Origin of the sequence: Sphingomonas populi (assembly GCF_004208535.1) — a bacterium.
In the GTDB taxonomy this organism is placed as follows: Bacteria; Pseudomonadota; Alphaproteobacteria; order Sphingomonadales; family Sphingomonadaceae; genus Sphingomonas; species Sphingomonas populi.
The window spans coordinates 105,245-125,174 of the sequence record NZ_SGIS01000002.1 but is presented as its reverse complement, the minus strand read 5'-3'; the positions used below and the strand labels follow the sequence as shown (position 1 = coordinate 125,174).

22 protein-coding genes are annotated in these 19,930 nt (G+C 67.7%); 14 read left to right on the top strand and 8 right to left on the bottom strand.

Annotated features, from left to right (window positions below):
- Window positions 1-16 precede the first annotated feature (16 nt).
- From EWE75_RS01955 to EWE75_RS01945, 3 genes are all read left to right on the top strand, one after another.
- A complete protein-coding gene (locus EWE75_RS01955) occupies window positions 17-556 on the top strand; it encodes a shikimate kinase (RefSeq protein WP_130155019.1) in 540 nt (179 codons plus the stop codon).
- The gene (aroB, locus tag EWE75_RS01950) at window positions 553-1,653 is read left to right on the top strand and encodes a 3-dehydroquinate synthase (protein ID WP_130155018.1); all 1,101 of its coding nucleotides are present in this window, start codon (window positions 553-555) and stop codon (window positions 1,651-1,653) included. Before EWE75_RS01955 ends, aroB begins: the two co-directional genes overlap by 4 nt.
- 119 nt (window positions 1,654-1,772) lie before the next feature.
- The gene (locus tag EWE75_RS01945) at window positions 1,773-2,915 is read left to right on the top strand and encodes a patatin-like phospholipase family protein (RefSeq protein ID WP_165388236.1); all 1,143 of its coding nucleotides are present in this window, start codon (window positions 1,773-1,775) and stop codon (window positions 2,913-2,915) included.
- Between the two features lie 6 nt (window positions 2,916-2,921).
- Here EWE75_RS01945 and EWE75_RS01940 read toward each other — a convergent pair whose 3' ends face one another.
- The 3 genes from EWE75_RS01940 to EWE75_RS01930 form a co-directional block, all read right to left on the bottom strand.
- Window positions 2,922-3,803, bottom strand: coding sequence for an HpcH/HpaI aldolase/citrate lyase family protein (locus EWE75_RS01940; RefSeq protein ID WP_130155016.1), 882 nt, complete (start codon window positions 3,801-3,803; stop codon window positions 2,922-2,924).
- Window positions 3,800-4,252 carry a MaoC family dehydratase gene (locus tag EWE75_RS01935; RefSeq protein ID WP_130155015.1) on the bottom strand — a complete coding sequence of 151 codons (453 nt, stop codon included), beginning with the start codon at window positions 4,250-4,252 and terminating at the stop codon, window positions 3,800-3,802. Before EWE75_RS01935 ends, EWE75_RS01940 begins: the two co-directional genes overlap by 4 nt.
- 339 nt (window positions 4,253-4,591) lie before the next feature.
- Complete coding sequence (locus EWE75_RS01930) at window positions 4,592-5,467, bottom strand: LysR family transcriptional regulator (protein WP_130155014.1); 876 nt, start codon at window positions 5,465-5,467, stop codon at window positions 4,592-4,594.
- A 120-nt stretch (window positions 5,468-5,587) separates the two neighbouring features.
- On the opposite strand from EWE75_RS01930, the gene EWE75_RS01925 reads away from it, so the two are divergent.
- The 6 genes from EWE75_RS01925 to mmsB are packed head-to-tail and all read left to right on the top strand — an operon-like array spanning window position 5,588 to window position 11,330.
- Entirely contained in the window at window positions 5,588-7,087 is a 1,500-nt protein-coding gene (locus EWE75_RS01925) for a CoA-acylating methylmalonate-semialdehyde dehydrogenase (RefSeq protein ID WP_130155125.1), read from the top strand.
- A gap of 12 nt (window positions 7,088-7,099) precedes the next feature.
- The gene (locus EWE75_RS01920) at window positions 7,100-7,480 is read left to right on the top strand and encodes a RidA family protein (RefSeq protein ID WP_130155013.1); all 381 of its coding nucleotides are present in this window, start codon (window positions 7,100-7,102) and stop codon (window positions 7,478-7,480) included.
- A complete protein-coding gene (locus EWE75_RS01915; RefSeq protein WP_130155012.1) occupies window positions 7,477-8,616 on the top strand; it encodes an acyl-CoA dehydrogenase family protein in 1,140 nt (379 codons plus the stop codon). The genes EWE75_RS01920 and EWE75_RS01915 overlap by 4 nt, the downstream gene beginning before the upstream one ends.
- Window positions 8,613-9,653, top strand: a complete 1,041-nt coding sequence (locus tag EWE75_RS01910) for an enoyl-CoA hydratase/isomerase family protein (protein WP_130155011.1) — start codon at window positions 8,613-8,615, stop codon at window positions 9,651-9,653. The genes EWE75_RS01915 and EWE75_RS01910 overlap by 4 nt, the downstream gene beginning before the upstream one ends.
- On the top strand, window positions 9,650-10,429 hold the full coding sequence (locus EWE75_RS01905; protein ID WP_130155010.1) for an enoyl-CoA hydratase-related protein: 780 nt from the start codon (window positions 9,650-9,652) through the stop codon (window positions 10,427-10,429). The genes EWE75_RS01910 and EWE75_RS01905 overlap by 4 nt, the downstream gene beginning before the upstream one ends.
- 10 nt (window positions 10,430-10,439) lie before the next feature.
- The gene (mmsB, locus tag EWE75_RS01900) at window positions 10,440-11,330 is read left to right on the top strand and encodes a 3-hydroxyisobutyrate dehydrogenase (RefSeq protein ID WP_130155009.1); all 891 of its coding nucleotides are present in this window, start codon (window positions 10,440-10,442) and stop codon (window positions 11,328-11,330) included.
- A gap of 88 nt (window positions 11,331-11,418) precedes the next feature.
- Here the strand turns inward: mmsB and EWE75_RS01895 are convergent, their stop codons facing one another.
- The 5 genes from EWE75_RS01895 to radA form a co-directional block, all read right to left on the bottom strand.
- On the bottom strand, window positions 11,419-11,748 hold the full coding sequence (locus tag EWE75_RS01895; RefSeq protein ID WP_130155008.1) for a DUF423 domain-containing protein: 330 nt from the start codon (window positions 11,746-11,748) through the stop codon (window positions 11,419-11,421).
- Window positions 11,748-13,505, bottom strand: a complete 1,758-nt coding sequence (locus tag EWE75_RS01890; protein ID WP_130155007.1) for a cation:proton antiporter domain-containing protein — start codon at window positions 13,503-13,505, stop codon at window positions 11,748-11,750. The genes EWE75_RS01895 and EWE75_RS01890 overlap by 1 nt, the downstream gene beginning before the upstream one ends.
- Window positions 13,502-13,936 (bottom strand): iron-sulfur cluster assembly scaffold protein, encoded by a 435-nt coding sequence (locus EWE75_RS01885; RefSeq protein ID WP_130155006.1) that lies wholly within the window; start codon window positions 13,934-13,936, stop codon window positions 13,502-13,504. Before EWE75_RS01885 ends, EWE75_RS01890 begins: the two co-directional genes overlap by 4 nt.
- Window positions 13,937-14,043: 107 nt before the next feature.
- Window positions 14,044-14,607 (bottom strand): CvpA family protein, encoded by a 564-nt coding sequence (locus tag EWE75_RS01880; RefSeq protein ID WP_130155005.1) that lies wholly within the window; start codon window positions 14,605-14,607, stop codon window positions 14,044-14,046.
- Between the two features lie 64 nt (window positions 14,608-14,671).
- On the bottom strand, window positions 14,672-16,042 hold the full coding sequence (gene radA / locus EWE75_RS01875; protein WP_130155004.1) for a DNA repair protein RadA: 1,371 nt from the start codon (window positions 16,040-16,042) through the stop codon (window positions 14,672-14,674).
- 99 nt (window positions 16,043-16,141) lie between these two features.
- On the opposite strand from radA, the gene EWE75_RS01870 reads away from it, so the two are divergent.
- Genes EWE75_RS01870 through accD form a run of 5 tightly spaced genes read left to right on the top strand, consistent with a single transcriptional unit; the run spans window position 16,142 to window position 19,914 of the window.
- Complete coding sequence (locus EWE75_RS01870) at window positions 16,142-16,780, top strand: phosphoribosylanthranilate isomerase (protein WP_130155003.1); 639 nt, start codon at window positions 16,142-16,144, stop codon at window positions 16,778-16,780.
- A gap of 56 nt (window positions 16,781-16,836) precedes the next feature.
- The gene (gene trpB, locus EWE75_RS01865; RefSeq protein ID WP_130155002.1) at window positions 16,837-18,066 is read left to right on the top strand and encodes a tryptophan synthase subunit beta; all 1,230 of its coding nucleotides are present in this window, start codon (window positions 16,837-16,839) and stop codon (window positions 18,064-18,066) included.
- Complete coding sequence (locus EWE75_RS01860) at window positions 18,063-18,260, top strand: hypothetical protein (RefSeq protein WP_130155001.1); 198 nt, start codon at window positions 18,063-18,065, stop codon at window positions 18,258-18,260. The genes trpB and EWE75_RS01860 overlap by 4 nt, the downstream gene beginning before the upstream one ends.
- Window positions 18,257-19,060: a tryptophan synthase subunit alpha gene (gene trpA, locus EWE75_RS01855; RefSeq protein ID WP_130155000.1), complete on the top strand. Its 804-nt coding sequence runs from the start codon at window positions 18,257-18,259 to the stop codon at window positions 19,058-19,060. The genes EWE75_RS01860 and trpA overlap by 4 nt, the downstream gene beginning before the upstream one ends.
- Window positions 19,057-19,914, top strand: coding sequence for an acetyl-CoA carboxylase, carboxyltransferase subunit beta (gene accD, locus EWE75_RS01850; RefSeq protein WP_130154999.1), 858 nt, complete (start codon window positions 19,057-19,059; stop codon window positions 19,912-19,914). The genes trpA and accD overlap by 4 nt, the downstream gene beginning before the upstream one ends.
- Window positions 19,915-19,930 lie beyond the last annotated feature (16 nt).

Here is a 19,930-nt window from a genome sequence, read left to right as displayed (position 1 = left end):
GTATAGCCCGTTTCCCATGTTGCAAAGCCCCGCCCCCAACCCTGTCTGGCACGGCCAGCCGATCGTCCTCGTCGGACTGATGGGCGCGGGCAAGTCGACCGTCGGCCGCCGCCTCGCGCAGCGGCTGCATTTGCCCTTCGTCGATGCCGATACCGAGATCGAAACGGCGGCGGGGATGACCGTCTCCGACATCTTCGCGCGATTCGGCGAAGCGCATTTCCGCGACGGCGAACGGCGGGTGATCGCGCGGCTCATCACCGGCGAGCCGCGCGTGATCGCGACCGGCGGCGGTGCGTTCATCCAGGAAGATACCCGCGCGCTGATTCTCGACAACACGCTGTCGGTGTGGTTGGACGCCAGCCCCGAGGTGTTGGTGGCACGGGTCGGGCGGCGCGATACGCGGCCGCTGCTCCGCGACGGCGACACGCGCGCGATCCTCGAGGAGCTGGCGCGGGTGCGCAATCCGATCTACGCGCAGGCGCATCTCCGCATCGTCAGCCAGCAAGCGCCGCACGATGCCACCGTCAACGCCATTCTCAAGGCCATCGGATTATGACGACTGTCCGCGTCGGACTCGGCGAGCGCAGCTATGATGTGGTGATCGAGGCCGGGTTGCTCGCCTGTGCCGCCGATCGCCTTGCGCCGCTGGCGCGCGGGCGGCTGATGCCGATCGTCACCGACGAGAACGTGCTGCCCCATCTCGAAACGCTGCGCGCGGCGCTGTCGGCGGCGGGCGTCGCCAGCGAGCCGATCGTGCTGCCGCCGGGCGAATCGACCAAGAGCTGGGCGATGCTGGAGCAGCTCAGCGACCGGCTGCTCGATCTCGGCGTAGAGCGCGGCGATCATGTCATCGCGCTCGGCGGCGGGGTGATCGGCGATCTGGTCGGCTTCGCGTGCAGCATCCTCAAGCGCGGCTGCGGCTTCGTGCAGGTGCCGACGACGTTGCTGGCGCAGGTCGATTCGTCGGTGGGCGGCAAGACCGCGATCAACACGCGCGCGGGCAAGAATCTGATCGGCGCGTTCCACCAGCCGGCGCTGGTGCTGATCGATCCGACCGTATTGGAGACGCTGCCGCCGCGCCAGCTTCGCGCGGGCTATGCCGAAGTGGTGAAATACGGGCTGATCGACGACGCGGATTTCTTCGCATGGTGCGAGGCGAACGGCGCCGCGTTGCTCGCCGGCGATCTGACGCTGCGCGAATATGCCATCGCCTATTCGGTCGCGGCCAAGGCGCGGATCGTCGCCGAAGACGAGCGCGAGACGCTTGGGCGGCGGGCGTTGCTCAACCTCGGCCATACCTTCGGGCATGCGCTAGAGGCGGAGACCGACTTTTCCGAGCGGCTGTTCCACGGCGAGGGCGTCGCGGCGGGGATGGCGCTGGCCTATGGCTTCTCGGCGGCGCAGGGCATCGCGCCGCAAGCAGCGGCGATGCGCGTGGCGGAGCATCTGCGCGCGGTCGGGCTGCCCGATGGGCTTGCTGCGGCGGGCGTGTCGGCGAGCGGCAAGACGCTGGTCGGGCACATGCTCCACGACAAGAAGATGGACGCCGGCACCCTGCCCTTCCTGCTCGCGCGCGACATCGGCGACAGCTATGTCGACAAGGCGGTCGATCTCGGCGCGGTCGAGGCGTTTCTCGACGCGCAGCCACGGTGATGGCGGACGCACAGTTCAGCCGCCCCCCCTGTCCCAATCCGTTCGTGCCGAGCGAAGTCGAGGCACCACACGCAGCGCTTGCCTCATGTCCCTCGACTTCGCGCGGGACGAACGGAGGGTTGGGTTTTCGACCGACACTACGCGCCCTCCTCGCCGCGCTGCTGCTGACGACGAGCGGTTGCGTCACCATCCCGCGCGAGGACTTCACGCAGGCGGAACATGCCATCGCCTATCCGGTCGGCTTCCCGCACGTCCGCTACGGGATCAACGATCCGGCGGTGCGCGCGATGTTCCGGCCCGACGCCGCCGGCAATCCGCCGACGATGTTGGCGCTGTCGGGCGGCGGTGCGAACGGCGCGTTCGGCGCTGGCGTGCTGTACGGCTGGACTCGGGCGGGCAACCGGCCTGAGTTCAGCGTCGTGACAGGGGTGAGCACGGGCGCGCTGATCGCGCCGTTCGCCTTCCTCGGGCCGAAATGGGATGCCGAGCTGAAGAAGGGCTTCACCGACGGCACCGCATCGCACCTGCTGCCGTTCCCGTTCGTACAGCCGCTGTTCCGCGATAGCATCTACACCGGCAAGCGGCTTCGCGGGCTGGTCGACAGCTTCGTCACGCCGGCGATGATGGCGGCGGTGGCGCGCGAACAGGCACGCGGACGCCGCCTGCTGGTCGCGACCACCGACCTCGACAGCCAGGACCTCGTCGTGTGGGACATGGGCGCGATCGCGGCGCGTGGCGGCCCGGCGGCGCGCGACCTGTTCGCGACCGTGCTTACCGCATCCGCCGCAATTCCGGGCGTGTTCCCGCCGGTGATGATCGAGGCGCAGATGGGCAACCACGTCGCGCACGAACTGCATGTCGATGGCAGCACGATCGGCGCGTTCTTCGCCTTGCCCGATACCGCGCTGATCCTGCCGGCGGGGCGTACCTCCGGCGGCAGCATCTACGTACTCGTCAACGGCAAGGCCGACGACGAATTCGCGGTGACGAAGCGGTCGCTGATGTCGCTGCTGTCGCGCAGCTTCGACACCGCGAGCAAGGCGACGCAGCGTACCTCGCTTGCAACCGTCGCGGCGTTCGGCCAGCAGAACCATGTCGCGACCTGGGTGGCGGCGGTGCCGCCCGACGAAAAATCCTCGTCGCTCGACTTCCGCCAGCCGGCGATGCAGGCATTGTTCGAGCTTGGCCGCGCGCGGATGGTCGCCGGGACGGCATGGGCGGACCTGCCGACGTCGCTTAAGGCTCCCGTAAAAGCGCCCTGACCGGCCTCAGCCGCCCGCCATCGCCAGCGTGCGCCGCGCCGCCTTGAGGTGGGGCAGATCGTACATCTTGCCGTCGATCCCGATCGTGCCGACCGCCGGCGCGGCCTCGAACGCGGCGACGATGCGACGCGCGAAAGCGATGTCTTCCTCGCTCGGCGAGAAGGCGGCGTTGATGCCGGCGACCTGCGCCGGGTGAATCGCGAGCCGGCCTGAAAATCCTTCGGCACGCGCGGCCCGGCTGGCGGCGCGCAGCCCGGCGTCGTCGCGGAAATCGACGTAAAGGGTATCGATCGCCGGCACCCCGGCGGCGTGCGCGGCGAGCAACGTCAGCGAGCGGACCATCTGATAGGTGAACGCCCAGGCGCCATCCGCGCCGAGATTGGTGCTGGCGCCGAGCGCCGCCGAGAGATCCTCAGCGCCCCAGGTGAGACCGGCGAGCCGGGTCAGCCCGGCGGTGGCGAAGTCGCCGAGCCGGAACGGTGCGAGCGGCGTTTCGGTCGCGACCGGCAGGATGCGGATCGCACCGGCGGCAAGGCCATGCTCGGCTTCCAGCGTGTCGAGTTGCGCGGAAAGCGCGCGGACATCCTCGGGGCCGTCGATCTTGGGCTGCATGATGCCGTCGGGATCGCCGGGCACGATCGCAGCGAGATCGTCTGCGGTCAGGCCGGTATCGAACGGGTTTACCCGCACCCACACTTGCACGGTGCGACCGTCGCGAGGTCGCGCCTTGAGGAAAGCGGCGACCAGATCGCGCGCCATGCCCTTGTTGGCGGGAGCAACCGAATCCTCGAGATCGAGGATCACCGCATCGGCACCGCAGCCATCGACCTTGGCGAGCTTCTTCTCGCTGTCGCCGGGGACGAACAGCCACGAGCGCAGCGGCGTCATGCCGGTTTCTTCCGTTGCAGGCCCGAGCGGCGGCACGAAGCGACGAGTTCGTCGCGCTGGTTATAGGCGCGGTGGAGGAAGGTGACGATGCCGGCCTCGGGGCGCGATTTGGACTCGCGCAGTTCGGCCACTTCGGTCTCGATGTGCAAAGTGTCGCCGATGAACACCGGCGCGGGGAAGCGGACCTCGTCCCAGCCGAGATTGGCGATCGCGGTGCCGAGCGTGGTGTCGCCCACCGACACGCCGACCATCAGCCCGAGCGTGAAGGTCGAATTGACGAGAATGCGGCCGTAGTCGCTGTCCTTCATATATTCGGCATCGAGGTGCAGTTGCGCGGGATTGTGAGTCAGCGTCGAGAACAGCAGATTGTCGGTTTCCGTCACGGTCCGCCGGATCGCATGATGGAAGACCTGACCTACGCTCAGCTCGTCGAACCACAGACCGGCCATTAGTGTCGCCCCGTTCTGGCGATCCCGCTCACGTTGCCGGTCATGGTCCTGCTCCTCATGTTCGTTGACGTCGGGCTATAGCGGCGATCGGTCGGGTTCTCCACCCGAGCCAACTATCGCTACTCTCTTCCCGTTCGTGCTGAGTAGGGATCGAGTAGGCGCTTGCGCCGTATCGAGCCCGTATCGAAGCACAGGTGGGACTCGGTCCCTGTGCTGCGATACGATGAGCAGGTGAACATGCCCCCGGCATGTTCAGGATCGTCCGGGGGCCGATCCGACCTGCTCATCTCGATACGCCCTGCGGGCTACTCGGCCGCTACTCAGCACGAACGGAGCTATCTACAAGCCCAGCAGCAGCTCGCGATCTGCGGTGGCCGCGCCGACCAGCCAGTCGACGAACGCGCGGGTGCGCGGCAGCGCGATCACGTCGCGGTGCGTGGCGAGCCAGAAGGATCGCGTGATGCGGACATCGTCGAGCACGCGCACCAGCGCAGGGTCGGTATCGCCGATGAAGCACGGCAGCACCGCCACCCCCGCGCCCGCCGCCGCCATGCGATGCTGTGCGTTGATGCTCGATGAGCGCAGCCGGGGGCTGAGCTGTGGGTCGATCTCTTCGAGATAATCGAGTTCGGGCGCGTAGAGGAAATCCGGGATGTAACCGATCAGCGGATGCGCGCGCAGTGCCGCCTTTGAGCTGATCGGCGTGCGCTCGGCATAGGTGCGCGATGCGTATAGCCGCAGCGCGTAATCGGTCAGCCGCCGCGAGACGAGCGGGCCTTTGCGCGGGCGCGCGAGCACGATCGCCAAGTCGGTCTCGCGCCGGGACGGGCTGAGAAAACCGCTGTTCGCGACCAGATCGACATTGAGACGCGGGTAATTCGCGCTGAACGCGCCGAGCCTCGGCGCGACGAACCACGTCCCGAACCCCTCCGACGCGCTGACCCGAACCACGCCTTCGAGCGGATGCGCGCCCTGCTCGGTCACGTCCGACATCGCGCGTTCGAGCGCATCGGCCTTCGCCGCGAGCCGCTCGCCCATTTCGGTGAGGTGCTGGCCGTCGCGGCGCTGCTCGAACAGGGTGTGGCCAAGCGATTGTTCGAGCCGCCGGATGCGCCGAGTGACGGTGGTGGCATCGACGCCAAGCTGAACGGCGGCGCGCGCAATCTGCCCGGCGTGGGTCACGGCGAGGAAGAAGCGCATGTCGTCCCAGTTCATGGACCTGCGTTATTGCAGCTTCGTGTTGCAAGTCCACCCGTTGCTTTTGCAGCCCTTGCCGGCGAGGAGGGGGTGCGGCACAAGACCCGCGACCAAGGAGAGCTTCGCATGGCAACCGCGATCCGCGAGATCGACCACCTCATCGTCGGCCAGGGCGCCACGACATCGGCGCGAACCGGCGATGTGTTCGATCCCAACACCGGCGCGGTGCAGGCGCGCGTCGCGCTCGGCACGCAAGCCGATCTCGACCGGGCGGTCGCCGCCGCGCAGAAGGCGCAGCCGGGCTGGGCCGCGACCAATCCGCAGCGCCGCGCGCGCGTGATGTTCGCGTTCAAGGCGCTCGTCGAGAAGAACATGGAGGAGCTGGCGCACCTGCTCTCCTCCGAACACGGCAAAGTGATCGCCGATTCGAAGGGCGACATTCAGCGCGGGCTCGAGGTGATCGAGTTCTGCTGCGGCATCCCGCATGTCCTCAAGGGTGAATATACGCAGGGCGCCGGCCCCGGCATCGACGTCTATTCGATGCGCCAGCCGCTCGGCATCGGCGCGGGCATCACGCCGTTCAACTTTCCGGGCATGATCCCGTTGTGGATGTCGGGCGTGGCGATCGCGACCGGCAACGCCTTCATCCTCAAGCCCTCCGAGCGCGATCCGTCGGTGCCGGTGCGGCTCGGCGAACTGTTCCTCGAAGCCGGCTTGCCCGAAGGCATCTTGCAGGTCGTCCACGGTGACAAGGAAATGGTCGATGCGATCCTCGACCATCCCGCGATCAGCGCGGTGAGCTTCGTCGGCTCGTCCGACATCGCGCACTACGTCTATTCGCGCGGCGTCGCGGCCGGCAAGCGCGTGCAGGCGATGGGCGGCGCCAAGAACCACGGCATCGTCATGCCCGACGCCGATCTCGACCAGGTCGTCGCCGATCTGTCGGGCGCGGCGTTCGGCTCGGCGGGCGAGCGCTGCATGGCGCTGCCGGTGGTGGTGCCGGTCGGCGAGAAGACTGCAGTCGCGCTGCGCGAGAAGCTGATCCCGGCGATCGAGAAGCTCCGTGTCGGCGTCTCGACCGACAGCGACGCGCATTACGGCCCGGTCGTCACCGCGATCCACAAGAAGCGGATCGAGGACTGGATTCAGACCGGCGTCGACGAAGGCGCCGAGCTGGTGGTCGATGGGCGCGGCTTCGAATTGCAGGGCCATGAGGGCGGCTTCTTCGTCGGCCCAACCTTATTCGACCATGTCACCACCAGCATGAGTGCCTATAAGGAGGAAATCTTCGGCCCGGTCCTCCAGATCGTACGCGCGGACGATTTCGAGCATGCGGTGCGGCTGCCGAGCGAGCATCAATATGGCAACGGCGTCGCGATCTTCACGCGCAACGGCCATGCCGCGCGCGAATTCGCGTCGCGCGTCAACGTCGGCATGGTCGGCATCAACGTGCCGATCCCGGTGCCGGTCGCCTATCACACCTTCGGCGGCTGGAAGCGCTCGGCGTTCGGCGACACCAACCAGCACGGCATGGAAGGCGTGAAGTTCTGGACCAAGGTCAAGACCGTCACGCAGCGCTGGCCCGACGGCGGAGTCGGCGATACGGCGAACGCTTTCGTCATTCCGACGATGGGGTGAGGTGATAGTGGCATGAAGCGTCGCGTCAGCAGTGGTTCGCCGCTGGAGCCGGTTCTTGGGTTTTCGCGCGCGGTACGGACCGGCAACCAGATCATGGTCGCCGGCACCGCCCCGATCGAGCCGGATGGATCATCCACGGCCGGCGACGCTGCGGCGCAGATGGAGCGGTGCTGCGCGATCGTCGCACAGGCGATCGCCGATCTCGACGGCGACATCGCCGACACGGTGCGTACCTGCATCTATCTTACCGACCGCGCCGACTTTCCCTCGGTCGCGGCCGTGCATGGCCGCTGGTTCGGCACGGCGCGTCCCGCCACGACGACGCTGATCGTGTCGGGCTTCATCCGGCCGGAGTGGCGCGTGGAAATTGAAGCGGAAGTGATGAGCGCATGACCCAGTTCGACCTGACCGACGACCAGCGCGAGATCCAGGAGCTGGCCCGGCGCTTCACCGCCGATCGCATCACGCCGTTCGCGGCGGAATGGGATGCGCAGCACATCTTCCCGCGCGACACGATCCGCGCGGCGGCGGAGCTGGGGTTCGGGGCGATCTACGTTTCGGAAGCGAGCGGCGGCATCGCGCTCGGGCGGCTGGAGGCGGCGCTCATCATGGAGGCGATGGCCTATGGCTGCCCTTCCACCTCGGCGTTCATCAGCATCCACAACATGGCGTCGTGGATGATCGACACGTTCGGCAGCGCTGACGTTAAGGCGAAATATCTGCCCGATCTCGTCGGGATGGCGCGAATCGCGAGCTATTGCCTCACCGAACCCGGCTCGGGATCGGACGCGGCGGCGCTCAAGACGCGCGCGGTGCGCGATGGCGATTCGTATGTCGTCACCGGATCGAAGCAGTTCATCTCGGGCGCGGGCGAAAACGAAGTCTATGTCGTCATGGTCCGCACGGGTGAGGACGGCCCCAAGGGCATTTCCTGCCTCGTCATCGAGAAGGACATGCCCGGCGTCAGCTTCGGCGCGCAGGAGCGCAAGCTCGGCTGGCATTCGCAGCCGACCGCGCAACTCATTCTCGATAACGTCCGCGTGCCGGCCGAGAATCTACTTGGCGCCGAGGGCGAGGGTTTCAAAATCGCGATGAGCGGGCTCGACGGCGGGCGGCTCAACATCGGTGCGTGTTCGCTGGGGGGCGCGCAGCGCTGTCTCGACGAGGCGGTGACGTACACCAAGGATCGCAAGCAGTTCGGCAAGGCGATCGCCGAGTTCCAGAACACCCAGTTCACGCTCGCCGACATGGTGACCGACCTGGAGGCGGCGCGCGCGCTGCTCTACATGGCGGCGGCGAAGGTGAGCGACGGCGCGCCCGACAAGACGCGGTTCGCGGCGATGGCGAAGCGGCTCGCCACCGATACGGGTTCGGCGGTGGCCGATCGCGCGCTGCAACTGCACGGCGGCTATGGCTATCTGATGGACTATCCGATCGAGCGTTTCTGGCGCGATTTGCGCGTGCATTCGATTCTGGAGGGCACCAACCAGGTGATGCGGATGATCATCGGCCGGGATCTGCTGAAGTGACCGACGTCCTCACGACGACCGAAGGCGCGGTGCTGCGTATCCGCCTCAACCGCCCCAAGGCGATCCATGCGCTCAACACCGGCATGTGCGTGGCGATGCTCGATGCGCTCGCTGCCGCCGAGCGCGATCCGGCGATCGAAGCGGTGCTGATCGACCATGCCGAGGGCCGCGGGTTTTGCGCGGGCGGCGATATCCGCATGATCGCGGAGAGCGGCGCCGGCGACGGCAGCGCGGCACGCGAGTTCTTCCGCGTCGAATACCAGCTCAACCACCGGCTGTTCACCTATGCCAAGCCGATCGTCGCGTTCATGGACGGGATCACGATGGGCGGCGGGGTCGGCATCTCGCAGCCCGCGCGCTACCGGGTCGCGACCGAGAACACCAAATTCGCCATGCCCGAGACCGGAATCGGCCTGTTCCCCGATGTCGGCGGCGGCTGGTATCTGTCGCGGCTGCCGGGGCGGATCGGGCAATATATCGCGCTGACCGGCTATCGGCTCGATGGCGCGGAATGCCTCGCGCTTGGCCTCGCGACGCACTTCGTTCCTGCCACGGCGCTCGACACGATCAAGGCTGCGGTCGCGGCAACACCGCAGGCCGTCGCGACGATCCTCGATGATGCCAACGCCCGTGCCCCCGATGCGGCAATCCTGTCGCACCGCGTCGAGATCGACCGGCTGTTCGCTTCCGACCGGCTGGAAGACGTGCTGACGGCGCTCGCCGCCGATCCGGGCGAATGGGCAGCGGCGCAGCTTGCCACGCTCGGCACCAAGTCTCCGCAGGCGATGAAGGTCTCGCTCCGCCTGCTCGCCGAGGGTGCGGCGATGGCCGACTTCGCCGACGAGATGCGGCAGGAATATGCGGTCGCCGCCCGGCTCGCGCAGCGGCACGACTTCATAGAGGGCGTGCGCGCGCTGATCGTTGACAAGGACAATGCGCCGCGCTGGAACCCCGCCACGCCCGAAGGCGTGAGCGACGCCACGATCGACGCGATCTTCGCACCCCTCCCCGCACATGAGGCCTGGACACCGGCATGACCTATCAAAATATCCTGGTCGAACGGCATGACGCCGTCACGCTCATCACGCTCAACCGCCCGCAGGCGCTCAATGCGCTCAACACCGAAGTCTTGGCTGATCTGATCGACGCGTTCGCAGCGTTCGACGCCGATCCCGGCCAGCGCTGCGCGGTGCTGACCGGCAGCGGCGAGAAGGCGTTCGCGGCGGGTGCCGACATCAAGGAGATGGTCGACAAGCCCGCCGCCGATTTCTTCCTGCAGGATTTCTTCTCCGGCTGGCAGAGCGGCGTGGTCGGCACGCGCAAGCCGTGGATCGCAGCGGTCAACGGCTTCGCTCTCGGCGGCGGCTGCGAGCTGGCGATGATGGCGGACTTCATCCTCGCTTCGGACACCGCCAAGTTCGGCCAGCCCGAAATCAAGCTCGGCGTCGCGCCGGGCATGGGCGGCTCGCAGCGGCTGACGCGCGCGGTCGGCAAGGCCAAGGCGATGGAGATGTGCCTGACCGGGCGGATGATGGGGGCTGAGGAAGCCGAGCGTTCGGGGCTGGTCGCGCGGATCGTGCCCGCCGCCGATCTGCTCGCTGACGCGCTCAAGACCGCCGCGACGATCGCGGCGATGCCGCCGCTCGCCGCGATGGTGAACAAGGAAATGGTCAACCTCGCGTTCGAAAGCGGGCTGGCGCAGGGCATCCAGAGCGAGCGCCGGCTGTTCCAGCTCCTCACGGCCACCGAGGACAAGCGCGAAGGCATGACCGCCTTCGTCGAGAAACGGCCGGCCGTCTGGGTCGGCCGCTAAGGAGAGAGACATGGCACGCATCGGCTTTATCGGGCTCGGCAACATGGGCGGCGGCATGGCCGCGAACCTCGCGAAGCACGGGCATGACGTGTCCGCCTTCGATCTCTCCGCCGATGCGCTCGATCGCGCCAAAGCGGCGGGCTGCGTGCCGGTCGCCAGTGCGGCCGAAGCGTGCGACGGCGCCGATGCGGTGGTGACGATGTTGCCCGCCGGGCGGCATGTCGAGACGGTCTATGCCGACAGCGTGTTCGCCGCCGCGCCGCAAAGCGCCTTGCTGATCGATTGTTCGACGATCGACGTCGCGACCGCCAAGCGCGTCGCGGAAAGCGCTGCGGCCAACGGGTTCGCGATGGTCGATGCCCCCGTTTCGGGCGGGATCGCGGCGGCGAATGCGGGCACGCTGACCTTCATGGTCGGCGGTGCGGACGACGCCTTCGCGCGCGCGCAGCCGTATCTCGCGCAGATGGGCAAGGCGGTGATCCATGCCGGCGCGAGCGGTGCGGGCCAGTCGGCCAAGATCTGCAACAATATGGTGCTCGGCGCAGAAATGATCGCGACATGCGAAGCGTTCCTGCTCGCCGACAAGCTCGGTCTCGATCCGCAGAAATTCTTCGAGATCGCCAGCGTCAGCTCGGGGCAAAGCTGGTCGCTGACCAGCTACGCGCCGTGGCCCGGTGTCGGCCCGGAGACCCCCGCCGACCGCGACTATCAGGGCGGTTTCGCGACCGCGTTGATGCTCAAGGATTTGAAGTTGGCGATGGAGGCAGCGGCCTCGGTCGATGCCGACACACCGATGGGCGCGCGTGCGGCGGAGCTGTATCAGCGCTTCGCCGACGCCGGCAACGGCGCGCTGGATTTCTCGGCGATCGTGCGGCTGCTCGACGGCAAGCGGACGGCGTAAAAGCGTCCGTTCGTGCCGAGCGAAATCGAAGCGCCTGCGCTCCGGGCCTGTCCCTCGACTTCGCTCGGGACGAACGGTGAGAATATTGCTACCGAGCCGCGCTCCACGCGAGCCATAGCCATCCCGCAATCAGCAACACGCCGCCGATCGGCGTCACCGCGCCGAGCCAGCGCGGCAGGCCGAGCGCCATCAGGTACAACGTGCCCGCGAACACGAAGCCGCCGGCGACGAACAGCCACCCCGGCCCGCGCGCGCCGATCTGCACCGCAACCAACGCGGCGACAGCATGGATCAGTTGATATTCGCCGCCGGTCTTGAGCCACGCCTGCGCCTGCCCGCTCGCGCCATGAGCGCCGAACGCACCGGCGCCGACCGCGAGCGCGCCCGACAGTGCCGCCGCAATTACCAGCCAGTTCATCAGCCGCCCTCCCGCAATTCCTCGCGTGCATCCTGTACCAGCATCCGCGCCGCCTCGGTGCGGAAATCGCCGCTGTCGAGCTGCGCCTTGAGCCGTTCCTTGTCGCGCGCGCGGTAATGGGCCTCGCTGCGGTTGATTTCCTCTTCGTCGATGTCGAGGCTCGCCATCGCCAGCCGCGCCATCTTCACCGCCGATTCAAGCACTTCGCGCACCACCGCCGCTGCCGGGCTGCCTTTGAGCTTGATGAGCGAGCGCCGATCATAGGCGCGCACGAAGATGCCGGCCTTGGGGAAAGCGGTGTGGACCGCCTCAACCAGATCGAGCGTCACCTGATCCTTGTCGATACAGAACAGGATCAGTTCGGCCTCGCTCGCGCCCGCTTGGCGGAGCAGGTCGAGCCGGGTGCCATCGCCGTAATAGACCTTGGCGCCGAACTCGCCTGCAACGTCGATCATCTCGATGTCCGTGTCGATCAGCGTGACGGGGATGCCTTGCGCGATCAGCATCTGCGCGACCGTCTGGCCGAAGCGCCCGTAGCCGACGATCAGCGCATTGGCGCCGTCCGCGCGTGGCCCCTCGCGGTCGCCGGTGGCGACGATCGGTTCAGTGCGCAGCCGCTTGGTCAGCGCCATCAGGAACGGCGTCGTCGCCATCGACAGCGTGACGATCGCGCCGAACAGGCTCGCCGCCTCGGGCTTGATGAGCCAGGCGTTCTGCGCCTGTGCGAACAGCACGAAGCCGAACTCGCCGCCCTGGCTCAGCAGTAGCCCGAGCGCGAACGCCTGCCGCCATGTCATACGGAACAGCAGGCCGATGACCATGATGATCGCGGTCTTGGTAACGATCAGCGCCGCCGCCATGCCGACCACGAACAGCGGCCGCGCCGCGATCGCGTGGAGATCGAGCATCATGCCGACCGCGACGAAGAACAGGCCGAGCAGCACCGATCGGAACGGCTCGACATCGCTTTCGATCTCGTGCCGATAGGGGCTGTCAGCAAGCATCACGCCCGCGACGAACGCGCCGAGCGCAGTCGACAGCCCGAGCGACTCCATGATCGCCGCCGCCGCGACGACGGTGAACAGCGCGGCGAACACGAACATCTCGCGCTCGCCGAGATTGCCGATCGCGCGGAACATCGGCCGCATCAGGAAGCGTCCGGCCAGCACCAACCCGACGATCGCGAGGATGGTATAAAGGAACAATTGCCAGCCGGGCGGGCCATGCGCGTCGGCGGGGTTGCGCGACAGCACCGTGACGATGGTGATGAGCGGAACGATCGACAGGTCCTGGAACAGCAGGATCGAGAAGGCGCGCTCGCCGAACGGGGTGCGCAGCCGGCCGGCGGATTGCAGCATCGGCAGCACCTGAGCGGTCGAGGACAGCGCGAGCGGCAGGCCGAGCGCGAGCGCCGACGCGATCGAGAAGCCAGCGAACAGCCACACCACGCCCGTCACCGCGACGCCGCAGAGCACGACCTGAAGCAGACCCAGCCCGAAGATTTCCTTGCGCAAGCTCCACAATCGCGACGGATTGAGTTCAAGACCGACGATGAACAGCAGCAGGGTGATGCCGAGTTCGGCGACACCGATCTTCTGCTCGGCATCGCCGACCAGCCCGAGCACCTGCGGGCCGACGACCGCGCCGGCAACGAGATAGCCAAGGGTCGCACCCAGCCCGAACCGGCGGAAGATCAGCACGAACAGCAGCGCGAAGCCGCCGAGCACGGCGCCGGCGCTGAGCAGGCTCTCCGTCATGCCGCGCGCTGCAGCGACGCCGCCGCAGCCGCTTCCGCCGCCGCCTCGAAGGCGAGCCGGATCGAAGCATGGCGCGCGCTGTGCGGCAAGGCGGGGGTGAAGATGTCGAGACCGGGCCAGTCGGGCACCGGCCCCGCGCCCGCCAACCAGGCGGTAAGCGCGTCGCGTGCCGTCGCCAGTTCGGCCGGCGAGCGGCCGATGACGTGCGAAGCCAATAGCGACGAGGACGCTTGCCCCAGCGCGCAAGCCCGCACCAGCATGCCGACTTCGCTGACGCGACCCTCGGCATCGGTGACGACATCGACCGTCACGCGGCTGCCGCAAACCGGCGAGCGTTTCTCCGACGATGCCGTGGGTTCGGCGAGCCGCTCCTGATAGGGAATGGTCGCGGCGAGGCGAAGAATCTCGGTATTGTAGAGCGGTGCGGTCATGCGCCCGATGTAGGGCCGGATCGGCCGCCCGTCACCCCGCCTGCCGATAGCGCAACCATTTTCGTGGTGTTCCTCACCCCCCACGGCCTCCTCCCGCGCGAACGGCATCAGTCGGTGCGGTTCTCCGTCGTCTCACTCGTCAGCGGTGCGATCTTGCCGAACACCGGCAGCCCCTTGCGACGGCGATCGACGAAATCGGCGATCCCCGCGCTGGTCGCATTGAGCAGAGGATAGGTCTTCGAGGCCGTCAGCCATTCGGGCCGGTGCGCCGGACCGCCATGCACGGTGTCGGTCATCAGCACGACGAGCAGGAAGCCGAGGCTGGTCAGGATCAGGCCCTTGAGCGCGCCGAAGCCGAAGCCGAGCGCGCGGTCGAGCGGGCCGACCACCGAATCGCGGACGCGTCCGCCGATCGCCCGGGCGACCAGCCGCCCGCCAAAATAGGTGACGCCGGCGAGGATCGCGAACGCCAGCACCGCCGCGCCCGTCACCGTGCCAACGATGCCGGTGAGCGCGTGCGCGACCGGCACATGGAACAGCTTCACCGCGAACACGATCGCCACCCAGGCGAACAGCGCCAGCACTTCGGTAACGAAGCCGCGCACCAGCCCGAGCAGAGCGGCGGCGCCGATCGCGATAAGAACGATGATGTCGAGCGCAGTCAGTCCCATAGCGCCGCGCTTACGCTGCCGGGGCGGTGCGTGTCGAGTGTGTCAGGTAAGCAACTCGCACAAGCTATCGTCCGAGCATATGCTCGACCAACTGGCCGAGCGTGCGGAAGCCGGTGAGCGATAATGTGGTCTTTTCGCCCGTGCTCGCGGCCGGCACCAGCGCGCGTTCGAAGCCCAGCTTCGCAGCTTCCTTCATGCGCAGCGGGCCGTGCGCGACGGGCCGCACTTCCCCCGACAGCGCGATCTCGCCGAACGCGACGGCATCGACCGGCACGGGCCGTTCGGACAGCGCCGACACCAGCGCCGCCGCGACCGCCAGATCGGCGGCGGGGTCCTGCACGCGGTAGCCGCCGGCGATGTTGAGATACACTTCGCAGGCCGAGAAGCTCAGCCCACACCGCGCCTCCAGCACGGCGAGGATCATCGCCAGCCGGCCGCTGTCCCACCCGACCACGGCACGCCGGGGCGTCGCACCGCTGGCGAGGCGGACGACCAGCGCCTGAATTTCGACCAGCACCGGGCGCGTGCCCTCCAGCGCGGGGAAGACAGTGGTGCCGGTCACGCCCTCGTCGCGCTGGGTGAGGAACAGAGCGGAGGGGTTGGAAATCTCGGTCAGCCCCTCCGCCACCATCGCGAACACGCCGATCTCGTCGGTGCCGCCGAAGCGGTTCTTGATCGCGCGCAGGATGCGATATTGATGGCTGCGCTCGCCCTCGAAGCTCAGCACGGTATCGACCATATGTTCGAGCACGCGCGGGCCGGCGATGCTGCCGTCCTTGGTGACATGGCCGACCAGCACGACGGCGGTGCCGCGTTCCTTGGCGAAACGGATCAATTCCTGCGCCGATGCACGCACCTGACTGACCGTGCCGGGCGCGCCTTCGATCAGATCCGAATGCATCGTCTGGATCGAATCGATCACCAGCAGATCGGGCGGCGTGCCTTGCGACAATGTCGTCAGGATATCGCGCGTCGAGGTGGCCGAGGCGAGTTGCACCGGCGCGGTGCCGAGTCCGAGCCGCCGCGCGCGCAGCCGCACCTGATCGGCCGCTTCCTCGCCCGAGACATAGGCAACGCTCTTGCCGGCGAGCGCCATCTTCGCCGCCGCCTGAAGCAACAGCGTCGACTTGCCGATGCCGGGATCGCCGCCGATCAGCGTCGCCGATCCCTCGACGAAACCGCCGCCGAGCGCGCGGTCGAACTCGGCGATGCCGCTCGCCATCCGTTCGGGCAACTCGACATCGGCGTCGAGACCCGACAGCATGATGAACCGCCCGCCACCCTGAAGGTTATGCTTGGCCTGAAACGGCGTCACCACGCCGCTCACCTCCTCGACGAGCGTATTCCATTCGCTGCAATCGCCACACTGCCCGGCCCAGCGATGCGACACCGAGCCGCAGGATTGGCAGACATAGCGCTTCTGGGGTTTTGCCATGTGGGCATATTAGCCAAACCGGAACGATAGGGGAACAAAATTCTCCACCGCGCAGAGCCGAGGATGGACACCGCTCGCAAAGTCGGGAAAGAGCCGGCCATGCCCACCACCGCCAAGATTTGCGGCCTGTCAACGCCGGCCACGCTCGACGCCGCCATCGCTGGCGGGGCGAGCCATGTCGGGTTCGTGTTCTTCGCGCCCTCGCCGCGCAACCTTTCGCGCGATCTGGCGGCGCAGCTCGCCGCGCGTGTGCCGGCGCATGTCGCCCGGGTCGGCGTGCTGGTCGATCCCGACGACGCGCTGATCGAATCGGTGGTCGACGCGGGGCAGCTCGACGCGCTGCAACTCCACAACACCAGCCCCGCCCGCGCCGCCGCGATCCGCGCGAAGACGGGCCGCGAAATCTGGGCCGCCGTCGCCGTCCGCACCCGGCTGGACCTCGCCGCCGCCGCCAGCTTCATGGGCGCGGCCGACCGCATCCTCTACGACGCCAAGACCCCACCCGGCGCGGCGCTGCCCGGCGGCATGGGGGTGCGGTTCGACTGGAGCCTGCTCGACGGCTTCCGCCATCCGCTGCCGTGGGCGCTGTCGGGCGGACTCGATCCGGCCAATGTGCGCGACGCGACCACCCGCACCGGCGCGACTCTGGTCGATGTGTCCTCCGGCGTCGAAAGCGCAGCCGGCGTGAAGGACGTGGCCAAGGTTAGGGCGTTTCTGGAAGCGATCCGAACCGCCTGAACGCGCGACGGCGGGGGCGTGACAGCGCGCTCGCCCCGCTTTAAGGCCTCGCGTCTATGAACGCCCCCAACTCCTTCCGCACCCAGCCCGACGATCGCGGGCATTTCGGTGATTTCGGCGGCCGCTACGTCGCCGAGACGCTGATGCCGCTGATCCTCGAACTCGACACCGCCTATCGCGCCGCCAAGGCCGATCCGGCGTTCCATGCGCAGTTCGACGACCTGCTCGAACATTATGTCGGCCGCCCCAGCCCGCTCTACTATGCCGAACGGCTGACCGAGGCGCTGCGCGAGTCCGCGCCGGAGGGTTACGGCGCGCAAGTCTGGTTCAAGCGCGACGAACTCAACCACACCGGCGCGCACAAGATCAACAATTGCATCGGCCAGATCCTGCTGGCGATGCGGATGGGCAAGACGCGCATCATCGCCGAGACCGGCGCCGGCCAGCACGGCGTCGCCACCGCGACCGTCTGCGCGCGCTTCGGCCTGCCGTGCGTGATCTACATGGGCGCTAAGGACATCGCGCGGCAGGCGCCCAACGTGTTCCGCATGAAGCTGCTCGGCGCGGAAGTCCGCCCGGTCACGAGCGGCTCGGCCTCGCTCAAGGATGCGATGAACGAGGGGCTGCGCGACTGGGTCGCCAACGTCCACGACACCTTCTACATCATCGGCACCGCCGCCGGCCCGCACCCCTATCCCGAGCTGGTCCGCGATTTCCAGAGCGTGATCGGCAAGGAAGCGCGCGCGCAGATGCTGTCGCGGATCAACCGCCTGCCCGATCTGCTCGTCGCCGCGATCGGTGGCGGATCGAATGCGATCGGGCTGTTCCACCCGTTCCTCGATGACGGCGACGTGATGATGCTCGGCGTCGAGGCGGCTGGGCGTGGACTCGACAAGGAGCATGCCGCCTCGCTCGCGGGTGGCGCGCCGGGCATCCTCCACGGCAACAAGACCTATCTGTTGCAGGACGAGGACGGCCAGATCACCGAGGCGCATTCGATTTCGGCGGGGCTCGACTATCCCGGCATCGGGCCTGAGCATAGCTGGCTCCACTCGATCGGCCGGGTCGAATATGCCTCGGCGACCGACACCGACGCGCTTGATGCGTTCCAGTTGCTGTGCCGCACCGAAGGCATCATCCCCGCGCTCGAACCGAGCCACGCCATCGCGGCGGTGGCGAAGCGCGCGCGCGAGATGCGGCAGGACCAGATCATCCTCGCCAATCTGTGCGGGCGCGGTGACAAGGATATCTTCACCGTCGCGGAAGCTCTGGGGGTGGCGATATGATCAGCGTGCGAAATCTTCTCACCGGGATCGTCGTCGGCGCGATAACTGCGGCGCTCGTCCGCGAAATCACTCAATACGGGCTGGGCTTCGCCAACTGGGGCTTGCGCGCGCCGCGCCTCGGTGAAGCGCTCGCGACGGGCGCCATCGTCGGTGCTGTCTCACAGATCGTCGCGCAATCGCGGGGGCGTCGATGACCATCCTTTCGGACGCCTTTGCCAAAGGCCGCCCCGCGCTCGTCGCGTTCGTCACCGCCGGCGATCCGTCGCCCGACGCCACGCCTGCGATCCTCGACGCGCTGGTCGCGGGCGGCGCTGACGTGATCGAACTCGGCATGCCCTTTACCGATCCGATGGCGGACGGCGCGGCGATCCAGTCGGCCAATTTGCGCAGCTTCGCGGCCGGCACCAAGACCGCAGACGTGTTCGCCATCGCCAAGAGCTTCCGCCACCGCCATCCGAGCGTGCCGCTGGTGCTGATGGGCTATGCCAATCCGATGACGGTACGTGGACCGGACTGGTTCGCGGCGACCGCCGCCGATGCCGGCGTGAGCGGCGTGATCTGCGTCGATATCCCGCCTGAGGAGGACGCCGACCTCGGCCCGGCACTCCGCGCGGCGGGGATCGACCTGATCCGCCTCGCCACCCCCACCACCGATGCGGCGCGCTTGCCGCAGGTGCTCGATGGCGCGTCCGGCTTCCTCTATTACGTCTCGGTCGCGGGCATCACCGGCAAGCAACAGGCCGCGCAAGCCTCGATCGAGGAGGCGGTCGCCCGGCTCAAGGCCGCGACTGATCTGCCCGTCGCAGTCGGCTTCGGCATCCGCACCCCCCAACAGGCCGCCGCCGTCGCGCGCGTCGCCGATGGTGTCGTGGTCGGCTCGGCGATCGTCGAGCTGGTCGGACAGCACGGCGCCGATGCGCCCGAGCCGGTGCGCGCCTATATCGCCTCCCTCGCCGCCGCCATCGCGTCGGCCCGTCAGGACATCGCCGCATGAGTTGGCTCAGCAACGTTCGCAACGCCCTGTCGCTCGTCGTCCCCAAGAAGATCGACACGAGCACCGACAACCTCTGGCACAAGTGCAAGGGGTGCGGCCAGATGGTGTTCGTCAAGGAACTGGAGGACAATCTCCACGTCTGCCCGCATTGTGATTTCCATGAGCGGATCGGGCCGGCGCTGCGCTTCGAATATACGCTTGATCCGGGCTATACTGTGCTGCCGATCCCCAAGGTGCCCGAAGACCCGCTCAAGTTCCGCGACACCAAGCGTTACTCCGATCGGCTCAAGGCCGCGCGCGCCGCGACCGATGAGATCGACGCGCTCGCCACCGCCAAGGGCAAGATCGAAGGTCTCAAGGTCGTCGTCGGCGTGCAGGATTTCGCCTTCATGGGCGGATCGATGGGGCTTGCCGTCGGCGAGGCGTTCGTGCGCGGCGTCGAGGCGGCGATCGCGGAGAACTGCCCGTACATCATCTTCACCGCTGCCGGCGGCGCGCGCATGCAGGAGGGTATCCTCAGCCTGATGCAGATGCCGCGCTCGACCGTGGCGATCCAGATGCTCCACGATGCCGGCCTGCCCTATATCGCAGTGCTGACCGACCCCACCACCGGCGGCGTGACCGCGAGCTACGCGATGCTCGGCGACGTCCAGATCGCCGAGCCGGGCGCGCTGATCGGCTTCGCTGGCCAGCGCGTGATCGAACAGACGATCCGCGAGAAGCTGCCCGAAGGCTTCCAGCGCGCGGAATATCTGCTCGAACACGGCATGCTCGACATGGTCAAACACCGCAAAGAGCTGCGCGCGACGCTGGCGAGCGTGGTCGATTTCCTCGGCGCGAAGGCGGCGGCTTAACCAAAACAAAGCCCTC